11 protein-coding genes, 1 tRNA gene and 3 pseudogenes are annotated in these 10,697 nt (G+C 45.0%); 9 read left to right on the forward strand and 6 right to left on the reverse strand.

The features are described from left to right. Positions 1 to 311: 311 nt before the first annotated feature. From PHP87_RS08535 to PHP87_RS08550, 4 genes are all read left to right on the forward strand, one after another. The gene (locus PHP87_RS08535; RefSeq protein ID WP_299920367.1) at positions 312 to 1,523 is read left to right on the forward strand and encodes a DUF3784 domain-containing protein; all 1,212 of its coding nucleotides are present in this window, start codon (positions 312 to 314) and stop codon (positions 1,521 to 1,523) included. A gap of 31 nt (positions 1,524 to 1,554) precedes the next feature. Further along, positions 1,555 to 2,070, forward strand: coding sequence for an Rpn family recombination-promoting nuclease/putative transposase (locus tag PHP87_RS08540; RefSeq protein ID WP_299920369.1), 516 nt, complete (start codon positions 1,555 to 1,557; stop codon positions 2,068 to 2,070). 170 nt (positions 2,071 to 2,240) lie between these two features. Beyond that, on the forward strand, positions 2,241 to 3,005 hold the full coding sequence (locus tag PHP87_RS08545) for a DUF3298 and DUF4163 domain-containing protein (RefSeq protein ID WP_299920370.1): 765 nt from the start codon (positions 2,241 to 2,243) through the stop codon (positions 3,003 to 3,005). A 121-nt stretch (positions 3,006 to 3,126) separates the two neighbouring features. After that, positions 3,127 to 3,717: a Uma2 family endonuclease gene (locus PHP87_RS08550; RefSeq protein WP_299920372.1), complete on the forward strand. Its 591-nt coding sequence runs from the start codon at positions 3,127 to 3,129 to the stop codon at positions 3,715 to 3,717. A 381-nt stretch (positions 3,718 to 4,098) separates the two neighbouring features. On the opposite strand, the gene PHP87_RS08555 is transcribed toward PHP87_RS08550, so the two are convergent. Then, the gene (locus PHP87_RS08555; protein ID WP_299920374.1) at positions 4,099 to 6,141 is read right to left on the reverse strand and encodes a beta-propeller domain-containing protein; all 2,043 of its coding nucleotides are present in this window, start codon (positions 6,139 to 6,141) and stop codon (positions 4,099 to 4,101) included. Between the two features lie 293 nt (positions 6,142 to 6,434). On the opposite strand from PHP87_RS08555, the pseudogene PHP87_RS11930 reads away from it, so the two are divergent. Further along, a pseudogene (locus tag PHP87_RS11930) lies at positions 6,435 to 6,506 on the forward strand (zinc-ribbon domain-containing protein); the annotation flags it as partial. 24 nt (positions 6,507 to 6,530) lie between these two features. Here PHP87_RS11930 and PHP87_RS08560 read toward each other — a convergent pair. Further along, complete coding sequence (locus tag PHP87_RS08560) at positions 6,531 to 6,674, reverse strand: hypothetical protein (RefSeq protein WP_299920376.1); 144 nt, start codon at positions 6,672 to 6,674, stop codon at positions 6,531 to 6,533. Here PHP87_RS08560 and PHP87_RS11935 point away from each other — a divergent pair. Both PHP87_RS11935 and PHP87_RS11940 read left to right on the forward strand, forming a co-directional pair. Next, positions 6,645 to 6,737, forward strand: a pseudogene (locus PHP87_RS11935) (serine/threonine protein kinase); the annotation flags it as partial. The gene PHP87_RS08560 and the pseudogene PHP87_RS11935 overlap by 30 nt on opposite strands. A gap of 114 nt (positions 6,738 to 6,851) precedes the next feature. Next, a complete protein-coding gene (locus PHP87_RS11940) occupies positions 6,852 to 7,184 on the forward strand; it encodes a hypothetical protein (RefSeq protein WP_366942913.1) in 333 nt (110 codons plus the stop codon). 101 nt (positions 7,185 to 7,285) lie between these two features. Here PHP87_RS11940 and PHP87_RS08570 read toward each other — a convergent pair whose 3' ends face one another. From PHP87_RS08570 to PHP87_RS08580, 3 genes are all read right to left on the reverse strand, one after another. Beyond that, a complete protein-coding gene (locus tag PHP87_RS08570) occupies positions 7,286 to 7,675 on the reverse strand; it encodes a type II toxin-antitoxin system HicB family antitoxin (protein ID WP_061214060.1) in 390 nt (129 codons plus the stop codon). A gap of 33 nt (positions 7,676 to 7,708) precedes the next feature. Next, positions 7,709 to 7,882 carry a type II toxin-antitoxin system HicA family toxin gene (locus PHP87_RS08575; protein WP_299920377.1) on the reverse strand — a complete coding sequence of 58 codons (174 nt, stop codon included), beginning with the start codon at positions 7,880 to 7,882 and terminating at the stop codon, positions 7,709 to 7,711. Between the two features lie 103 nt (positions 7,883 to 7,985). Next, positions 7,986 to 8,070 (reverse strand) — tRNA-Leu (locus PHP87_RS08580). Between the two features lie 140 nt (positions 8,071 to 8,210). On the opposite strand from PHP87_RS08580, the gene PHP87_RS08585 reads away from it, so the two are divergent. Both PHP87_RS08585 and PHP87_RS08590 read left to right on the forward strand, forming a co-directional pair. Continuing rightward, positions 8,211 to 8,900, forward strand: coding sequence for an MBL fold metallo-hydrolase (locus PHP87_RS08585; RefSeq protein WP_299920378.1), 690 nt, complete (start codon positions 8,211 to 8,213; stop codon positions 8,898 to 8,900). A gap of 177 nt (positions 8,901 to 9,077) precedes the next feature. Beyond that, complete coding sequence (locus PHP87_RS08590) at positions 9,078 to 9,725, forward strand: metal-dependent transcriptional regulator (RefSeq protein ID WP_299920379.1); 648 nt, start codon at positions 9,078 to 9,080, stop codon at positions 9,723 to 9,725. A gap of 291 nt (positions 9,726 to 10,016) precedes the next feature. Here the strand turns inward: PHP87_RS08590 and PHP87_RS08595 are convergent. Next, positions 10,017 to 10,405, reverse strand: a pseudogene (locus PHP87_RS08595) (YibE/F family protein). Positions 10,406 to 10,697: the final 292 nt, after the last annotated feature.

Here is a 10,697-nt window from a genome sequence, read left to right on the forward strand (position 1 = left end):
GGTATAGATATTAATGTTATTATTGAAACTTCTGGTTTGAGCCGCCAGGAAATAGAAGCTCTAAAAGCAGAGTCAGAGAGAAACTAATTAAGCTGCTATAATAAGTCCGGGGACTCTCCCCGGACTTATTGCTGAAATGAGAAAAACGAAACGTCCACCCTGTCTCCGCTCTTGCCTACGCCGGGCTTGTGTCCATGCTTCGACAACGCTCGCTTTGTATATTTGTGCAATCCCTATGCAACAAAAGGGGTTTTGCAATGAAGTCAGTTCTCATTTAAATACATTAAGACAACATGAAAAGGGGAGAGATTTTGACGGAATTAACCATTAATCTTATAGTTTGCGCTCTGCTTTTCTTTATCGGTGTATTGATAAAATACTCTAAAGCCTATTATCTAATAGCCGGATATAATACTGCAGCACCTGAGGTAAAGGAGCAAATCGATGCTAAAGCCCTGGGCGATTTTATGGGACGGCAATTAATGATTGCAGCGGTCACTCCACTTCTGGGCTACGGTCTGAAGCAGGCAGGGTTGCTCTGGGGGATGGAAGTGGGACTTGGCCTTTTCATCCTTATTATCATCTATACCGTTATAAAAGCCCGGAAATTTAACCCGCCGGCGGTAAAGAACAAATCTGCTGGCAAGGATATCCTGATTACTCTGATTATTATTATCGCTCTTGCTGCCGGTATAGCCTGGGCTGCCATGCCGCCTGCTTTTAACCTTGAAAATAAGCAGTTTGCTATAAGCGGAGCTTACGGAGTCAGCATAAACTACAATGATATTGAAGAGCTCGATTTGGTAACTGAAATACCTCCCTTATCCATGCGAACCAACGGCCTTGGTTTAGGCCCGATCTTAAAAGGCCATTTTCACCTGGAAGACAAAGGCAAGGCCTTACTATTCCTGCGCTCGAGCAGTGGACCGGTACTTATTATTAAGCGGCAAACAAATCCGGAAATGCTCATGATTAATTGTAAAAACGCGGCTGAAACCAGGTTGTTGTACAATAGTTTAAATAAGAAACTTAACAGTGTTGAACGGAGCAGGGAAGAGGGAACTAGCGTTGCTGCTGATACTGACCAGCCAACCCGGAGTTTAAACGAAATAAGCATTGATGATTTTGACTACCCGCCAGACTACCCCAAGTTTGAGATACGATATGATAAGCAACAATTATCCTGGCTCAAGGGAGATTCCAACTTTACCGGAAAACCGGGGGGCATTATTGGTAACACCATGTTTGGGATGAATGAGGAACTTGCTGATTTTCTGGAGCCCAACATAGTCAAACCGGAATCCGAGTTGATCTTTACAGCGGCTGCCGTACCCGGGTTAAACAATCCCGAATATAAATTGCGCATGCTGGATAAAGATAATTCGTCCTCAATCTATTCCTTGAATAAAAATACCATGCTGGCTCCCAAAGAAGGCGGGGAATACATCTTCATACTTTGGGTAGATTGGGGCAATGGTGATAATTCTATGGATTATTGGTTCAAACTAAAGGTCAACAGTTGATTAGTTAGAAAAGTGAGGAGTGAGGGGTAAGGTGTGCAGCTACCACCTGCGTGAAGATGAAACCGGACACCAACTGACCGATATACTGGAGATACACTTTTTAGAACTGCCCAAGCTTTTTGATAAGGCAGTGGTCAAGGACGAAAGCGAACCCCTGACCCAGTGGCTGGAATTCATTGATGGGAAGTCAAAAGGAGTGATGGAAATGCTGGCAACCAAAAACGAGCAAATAAAAAAGGCTTTTAACCTCCTGGAAATAATTAGTCAGGATGAGAAAGCCAGAATGATTTACGAAGCCCGACAGGCGGAAATCCACGACCAGGTAACCCGACTGGAGTCGGCTCGCGAAGAAGGCAAAAAAGAAGGTAAAAAAGAAGGCAAAAAAGAAGGCAAAAAAGAAGGTAAAAAAGAAGGTAAAAAAGAAGGTATCAAGGAACTGGCCATCAAGTTGTTAAACCGGGGTATAGATATTAATGTTATTATTGAAACTTCTGGTTTGAGCCGCCAGGAAATAGAAGCTCTAAAAGCAGAGTCAGAGAGAAACTAATTAAGCTGCTATAATAAGTCCGGGGACTCTCCCCGGACTTTTTGCTGAAATGAGAAAAATGAAGGAACTAATACACTGTTCCCACGCCCGCACAATAAAATATTCCTTTGCAACTTGATAAAAAATGTTATTATTAAGGAAATAAGTATAAAATGAAGGGAGAGACTGTATTGGTAAGGAAAGTTCGCAGTATTACTATTCTGGGGGTATTAATAGCTTTGGTGATGAGTTGCCTGGGGTGTAGTGGTAATTTGTCTGTAGCAAAACAGGAGTCGCCAATTAAAATTAGCACTGAGGAAATTAAAGAAAACAAGGATAATCTTGAGTTAAGTTTGAAAATTCCAGTTCTTAGCGAAATGAAAGATGAAAAGCTGCAGCAAAGCTTAAATGACCGTTTTCGCAATCTTTTTCTGCAAAGGCGGGATGAAATGCTGGCTGAAAGGGAAGAAATGGATAAAGAGTTAGAGGAAGAAGATAAAGATAACCCGTTTGCAGATATTCCTTATGGATTAGCCAGCGATTATAAAGTGACATATAACAATAATGGCTTGCTAAGCCTTTATTTTGATAAGTACGAGTTTACGGGCGGAGCACATGGCATGACTTATCGCATGCCCTGTAATATTGATTTGAGAGATGGGTCGGAGCTGGAACTATCTGATATTTTTAAACCGGATAGCAATTATGAAGATCTTATTGATAAAGAAATACAGGCTGAGATAGCAAAAAATCCGGAAGGCTATTTTGAACCGGAAATGGGCGGTTTTAAGGGCATTGAAAACGACCAAACCTTTACGCTGCAGCCGGGCGGTATAACTATTTATTTCCAGATGCATGACATTGCTCCTCATGCCGCTGGGATACCGGAATTTAAAATTCCCTTTAGCGAGTTTGGTGACATGGTAAATCCTGAATTGCAAAAACGGCTTAAATAAATCCACGTCTTTACATCGTTTAGAGCAGGCGCATATCAAGGGGGCGGCTAAAAGCTAGCATTTTTTCCTGCCCCCCGTGCCTACTCTAATATTACCAATAGAGTTTAAGGAGGCATTCCATTTGAACGTTCCCGCGTCAAAACCGGATAAAAAATATACCTATGCAGAATATTTACAATGGCCGGGTAATGAAAGGTGGGAAATTATTGATGGGAAACCTTTTCTGATGAGTCCAGCTCCGTTAACAGAGCACCAAAGGGTATTGGGACAGCTCTTCGGCCAAATCTGGATGGGCCTTCAGCAAAAGCCCTGTCAGGTCTTCCCGGCTCCTTTTGATGTGCGCCTGCCTCGAGGAGAAGAAAACGATAATGAAATTGACACGGTGGTTCAACCCGACATCGTTGTGGTTTGTGACCCGGCCAAAATAGATAAACGTGGCTGCAAGGGAGCTCCGGATTTGATTATTGAAATACTTTCCTATTCTACCGCCAAAAAAGATCTGAATGAAAAATTCAACCTGTATGAAAGAGTGGGAGTAAAAGAATACTGGGTAGTTTTTCCGGGAGAAGCGGTCATCGAGGTTTATCAATTAGGTAAAAACATGAAGTATAGCAAAACCGGCACATACCAGGACAATGACCAAATAGAATTGGGGATTCTGCCTGAGCTGGCTATCGACCTAAGCCTGGTATTTCCACAAAACCAGGCTTAAATTAACCCATGGGGCTAGCATGATCTTGATTGGCGAAGGTCTGCGAGATAGATTTTACCCCCAAGCGGGAAAACGCTGTTATATGGTTTAATCCCGGTCATTTAAAGGATGAGGATAAGAAGGGTTATGGTCCCAGTTTTGCGGACTGATGATAAAGGGATTCTGCTGCAGATAATTGAACTGAATACCAGTAAGATAATGAAAGAATTAGAAATAAAAAAGATTTGAGCAAGGGGAAGCTTTGAAAATAGCCCGATCCATAAAATAATCAACTGAATCAATATACTTCAGAGTAAATTAGGGACTGGCCTATATCCCAAAACGCCAGTCCCTTTGCTGTTAATATTCTATTGAGTTATATACCTATGCCTCGCGTACGGGCTAACGCAGGTAAAGGCTCCCCACTTCCTTTAAATCTGTGATTTGGTGCGATTTTGCCAGGTCCTGGGACAGGGTGTAAAGATTCTTTCCTATATATATTATGCGCTGTATATTCTTGCTGTCTTCATACCAATAGTCACCGGCCCGCTGGTAATCAGCCGGGCTTAGATGGCTGATGCGGCCTTGCAATTGGAAGCCATGCTGCAGGTCAATCTTGTAAACATAGGCTCCCTGGAAAGAAAACTTGCCGTAAGCAGGGATATCCGTTCTAGGCAGATTTTTATCTGTTTCGCTCAAAGTCATGACGGTAACTGGGAAGGCCAGCAAATTCTTTTCCCGGGAGAAGAGCAGGGCCTTATGGTCGCGCAACAGCTCGGAATCCGTTCCCCGGTCGCCTATAATCTCATGGGACATTTCCCGGGGGTTATTAACATCAGATACATCGAAGAGGGCGATTTTCATGCCCTGGTAAAAGGCCTGAGCCTCATTGTTCCTGCCTTTGAGCTCAATCGTTTCCTTGCCAAAGCCGATAATATGGTTCTCATCATAAGGATGCAGGTAATCACTATAACCGGGAATTTTCAGCTTGCCCAGTATAGTGGGTTTGGTTGGGTCCTTCAGGTCTATGACAAAGAGGGGGTCAACAGTTCTGAAGGTCACCATATAAGCCCGGTCTCCCATGAAACGAGTGGAGTAAATCTGCTCCCCGGGGGCGATTCCTTCCAGTTTGCCGGTAATATTCATTTCCTGATCCAGTACATAGAGGTTATTCTTGGAGGTATTCTCGTCATTACGCCAGATTTCTCCGCTGGTGGTGGCGATGCGGAAATAAGCCTTTTCCTCATCCATGGAAAACTGGTTGAGGATTCGACCCGGAACATCACCCTTGCCTTGATATTCAACCTGTCCCTGCAGCAGTCCGAAACGGTAAATCCTGGTTTTGGGCCCAATCTCGGCATCTGGAGAGGGAAAGTCACTGTCCTTAAGTAGGGGGCGAGCAGGCTCCTGGCGGCTTACTGCAATATAGAGGTTGTTGATGGAGGCGTAAATGTTTTCACCGTTGCCCAGGCAGGTCTTCACCTGGGCGGGCTCATTACGGTTTATATCCACAGCGGCAATGATAATGTAGGCTGGATATATTTCCCCGGGGAAGTAATTGATCTGCCCACAATCGATTGGCTTAAAATCACTGCTAACGGCTGTATCACGGTAGGAAGGTAGGATATTTTCCTCCTTTTCCTGAATGCGATACCAATCCAAATGACGATTGCTTACCAGATAAAGATGGGAAGCAATCTTGCGCGAGGAGAGATAATTTCCTTCCAGTTCCAGCTCGCGGGTTTTCTTAATCTGGCTTTTATCGGTGATATCGTATACCAGGGCTAGGATGCTGGGTTGCCGGTATACGGGGGGAGGATAAATTTCCGCTTTCCTCTTAGGCATGGACCGGGCATATATTTCGCCATGGGAATCACCTATTATTACCAGGTGTTTGCTATCCAGGAAAAGCTCGCGGGGGATAAAGCCCTGATTATCGAGCTTTATACGGCTAACCACTTGCATTTGCTCAGCCGGAACCGCCTTTATGACGACTATTTCCTGCTGGTTGACCTGGTAAATGTAGTTACCGTCAGTTTTAACTATGTCGGCTTCATCCACTCCCTGCACCTGGATATTGGTTGAGGAATAATCAGCCGAGTCCCCCACTAATGATTTAGCAGATTCCCGGGCCAAAAAATTAACTGCTCCGCCGGCCATTTCATCCCGGGCCATGGGAGCCACAGCTGCCGTATCACTCGTCATTTCCATTTTAATTTCTTTGCGCAGTAGTTGGCCGGAATTAATCATGGATGACTTCTCATATTCCACCAAGAGCTTTTTCAGGTTATCTATGCTTCCTACCACCGGCAAAGGTTCAACCGGTTTTTTAGCCGGTGTGGCCGGAGTATTATCCAGAGCCATCACCAGGCTGGAGGCAAAAAGAAACAGCATCAAGCCGATTATGATACCGGGCCAAAAAGATTTCTTTTTTTCTACGGGCATGATTCAATCCCTCCTTACCATAGTTACGCTGGGGGGGTGGAAATTCTTACAGCAAGGGAACTCCTGGTATTATTCCTTCCGTTTTTTTCGGTCATACCAACTCTTCATAATCTGGCAGGATTTTCTACTTATGGCGAAGAAATTAACAACTATATGTTGGAAAGTCTGGAATATATGCAACTAAGTTTTTAATAGGGGGCTTTTCAGTTATTGATTTGTGATAACTAATCTATGGTTGCGGGTGCAATTTGGCACGGTACCCGAAATAATATAATTCGGGAGAGGTGAAGGTTATGACCAGGTGTAGCACTTGTGGAACAGAGAATCCTGCAGATAATAAGTTCTGCAAAGATTGCGGGAATAGTATACAGGGGGAAGGGACCGGAAAACTAAATCCGGACACTATCCTGGAAGGGCGCTATATCATTATCAAGACCATTGGCCGGGGCGGCATGGGCGCGGTTTAAGACTTCGGAATAGCCCGCCATTTTCGTCAGGGCAGTATTGCCGATACCTCCGCCTATGGTTCCCAAGGTTTTGCCGCTCCCGAGCAGTATGGGCAAAACCAAACTGATCCCCGAGCTGATATCTATGCCCTGGGAGCTACCCTACACAATTTGCTAACGGGAATCGACCCAACCCCTAACCCCTTTAATTTTGATCTCCCCAGCCAACACAGTCCGGTATCTCCACATATGGAAACAGCTATTATGAAAGCCCTGGAATTTAAAGCGGAAAATCGCCCCCAGGATGCCCGCGAAATGTTAAGCTTACTACCTCGGGGAGTTGTCCGGTCAAATGCTTCCTCATGGCCATCACATGCGGCCAAAAAAGCCGAGAAGCCAGCGAAAGCCACTGCTCCTTTACCTCAAACTGCCTCTGCTGCATCCGGCATCGATATGGCCAGGACTGTCCTGATGCCAGGAGACGGTCCTGGCGCAGATGCTTTACCGGTTACAGAACCTATGCGGCAGGATGAATATGGGACAAAAACCACTACTGATTCAGGCTTGGGTAATGCAAACTCAAGTAATTATAATTGATCAAAACAGCAGCAATGGTACGTTTGTTCAGGTGGAGAGTCTGCTTTAATTGATGCTGGAAGGATTGTGAGCCGGGGAATTAATCCCCCGGCTTTTTTGGCTTAGTCTTGGATACCTAGTTGTTGTTTTAAGGCTTTTTGCAGGGTTTGGGAGAAGTTGATACCGGCTTCATCGCCTAGGACTTTTAGATATTTAGGAACCGATACATTAATGCGCATAGTAATTAAGTCATTTGCTTTACGATATTTTTCAAAGTCAATATCTACCCACGAAACTAATTCATTATCTTCATGCGGCGGTTCAGAGGTAGATGGTTCAGGGATTATGCGTCCGTCATCCTGTTCACATATTCCCCAAAGACCGATAGCGTCACGCGCCATATAAATTGCTTCGGCGAGGTCTTTACCTTGCGTATTAATATCGAGGTCAGGAACAGTTACAACATATCCTGAATCGCTTGGAGTGAGAATAACAGGGTATACTTTAAGCATTATATAACACTCTCCTTTGCAGGCGGCAGAGGATTATCCCAACCCTCGCCGCTTGATTATTTTCTTCGCCAGTATGTCATCTATTTCAGTTTGTCGCGAGATTGGTTCGTTTGCTGTACCGTTAGTGTAAATAGTATGGTCATGGCCTTCGCGCTTTAGCCGCCATCCGTTTTTTTCTAGAAGTTTTATCAAGTCTTTCCGTTTCACTGCCTCACCTCTCGCTTATATTATACACAAGAAATGTGTATAATATAAGGGGTTTTAATAAAAGTTAAGTTTAAGGCCGTTAACGGACTAACGATTTTTCTTATGGTGCGGATGAGAGGACTCGAACCTCCACGGTGTTACCCGCCAGATCCTAAGTCTGGTGCGTCTGCCAATTCCGCCACATCCGCATTTCATACATGAAATATTGTACCTACACCTGTATGGATTATTTCAACTGCAATTCTGGAGTATATCGATATCCCGCCGCTATTGGAGCAAATTTCAAAAGTACGGTAAAATAGAAAAAAACACAAAGGTGGCGGATACAATGGCCAGAGTCAAGGAAATTATTGCTGGGGTTTATCAGGTAGGAGGTGACGGTCTCTCCCGTGCGGAGGATTGCTGCGTATACCTGGTAGATGGAGGTGGAGAGTCTGCTTTAATTGATACGGGAGCGGGAAGAAGCGCTTCCATGATATGGAGTAATATTATTGCCACCGGAATAGATATGTCCAGCTTGAAACATATTGTTGTTACCCACGGGCATATTGACCACATTGGCGGCCTGGCATTTCTAAAAGAGAAGCTGCAGGCCCAGGTAATTGCACACAGTCTGGAACTGCCGGCTATTGAAGAGGGCTTGCCCCAGCTTACGGCTGCTTCCTGGTATGGGGTTACATATGAGAAGGTGAAAGTAGAACAGGTGCTTAAAGGGGAAGAGCAAAGGCTTAAATTAGGTCAACTGGAACTTATTTGCCCCCACACTCCCGGACATACTCCAGGCGGGATATCTCCCTATGTAGATATTGCAGGAAAAAGGGTTCTCTTTGGTCAGGACATTCATGGGCCTTTCAACCAGCAGTGGGGCTCAGATTTAAAGCAGTGGAGGATTTCTATGCAAAAGCTACTTGAACTCGAAGCGGATATACTTTGTGAAGGACATTTCGGTATTTATTCACCGGCAGCGGCGGTAAGAAAGTATATTGAAGGCTACCTGCGCCAATATGGCCAAAAATAACGAGGTGAAATATGTCCCCGCTAAGCGGTCGTCTTATTAACAAAACAGGCGGCGGGTTCTAATCCCACGCCTCGTTGCAGTGCTGTCTTGAAACTGCTCCGCAGTTTCTTTCGATGCTTAAGAAGCTTTGAAATATACGAAATATTTAGGAAAAGTATCTCTTAGGAAGTGATGCATGTGACTCAATCTCTAACTCCTGCTCTGGAAGACTATCTGGAGGTTATCTATCATCTTTCCGAGGAAAATGGTAGAGCCAAGATAAGCGATATAGCGATACGCATGAATATTGCCAAACCAAGTGTAACCCAGGCTATTACAGCCTTAAAAAACGAAGGTATGGTTTATCAAGAACGCTATGGACCGGTATTTTTAACGGCGAAAGGGGAGAAAAAGGCTCGTGAAGTTTGGCACCGGCACCAGGTAATCCATCGCTTCCTGGAGGAAATATTGCAGGTTAATCCAGTAACGGCTGACCGGGATGCCTGCTTGATGGAGCATAGTATCAGTGCAGAAACATTTTCCCGGATGGAAAAATGGCTGCAGTTGCAAGAAGAAGCTCCCGAAAAAAATCGCCCAGTAGAGAAAGCGCTGATGCCTCTTTCTGAATTGCTACCTGGACAGAAAGCCCGGCTGGTTAGAATTGTCGGGAAAGAATCCTGGCTTAGACAGCGGCTTCTGGAGATGGGGCTGGTTCCCGGGGTTAAACTGGAATTAGAACGAGTAGCCCCCTTAGGCGATCCGATAGAGATTTTACTCAAGGGTTTTCATCTTAGCCTGCGCCGGGAAGAAGCATCTATGCTGCTGGTTAAAGTGCTTGAGCGATAGATAAATTAAGGTAGATAACCCTCTCGTTTCTACACCTTGGCCTAGCGACTCCTTTGCATTTATGGGAGTTGCTGCTCTTTTCCTGTCAAGTCTTTTCCCGAAAAAATTTAAGCATAAATCTATTGACAGAATAAAAAGATAAAAGTATTATAATGATAATGGTTATCAAAATCAACAACCCTAGAGGGTTTGATATTGAGGTTTTGTTTTGAATAATAAGTTAGGACCATTATTCAATTGTGCCGGGAGACAAAAATGATGGCCCGGCGCCAGGCTCTTGATTCTACGGTATCAGCAGATTAATTCCCAGTTCACTATGCGCAGGGGTTCCATCTCATAAACCATGAACAGTAGCATAAAGGGCATCGCTCCTCCGGTATAGGCCAGAATAAGAGTATTGCCATGGTTCCCATAATATCTCGACCAACATTCATCCCTGCGGCTATCAGTTCAGCCGTATTCGTCTCCGGATTGGCCCGCTTGATCTCGCTTATGGCCGAAGCCACCGACATGGTAACATCCATAATGGCCCCGACCGCACCGATAAGAATTCCCGAAAAGAGCAGGCCGCGCATATCAAGATTAAGGTTCTCTACATAGACCAGCATGCGTTCCTCTTCCGTGGGCAACCCGCTGAGTTGAGCCAGGTCACCGAAGATATAAGCCAGCCATCCAGCCACAATCAAACCGGACAGAGTACCCAGGGTAGCCGCCAGGGCTTTGCGAGAAAAGCCGGCAATACATTCATGGTAATCAATGTAACCACTATTAAAACTATGATTGTGAGCGGTAGGGGCGGTTTACCCGCTATCCGCAGGTTCTGCTGCCGGGGCACCCGCTCCCGGAGGCGCTATCGATGCTGCTGCAGCCAGGATTGCTCCTTTTATGATAGGGATGGAGGAAATAGGCATATCATGCGGGTGCCGGAATGGTTCCGGCAGACTCATAGCTTGAGAGTAATATGATAGGTGG

The sequence above is a fragment of the Syntrophomonas sp. genome, from assembly GCF_028707975.1.
Classification (GTDB): domain Bacteria; phylum Bacillota; class Syntrophomonadia; order Syntrophomonadales; family Syntrophomonadaceae; genus Syntrophomonas.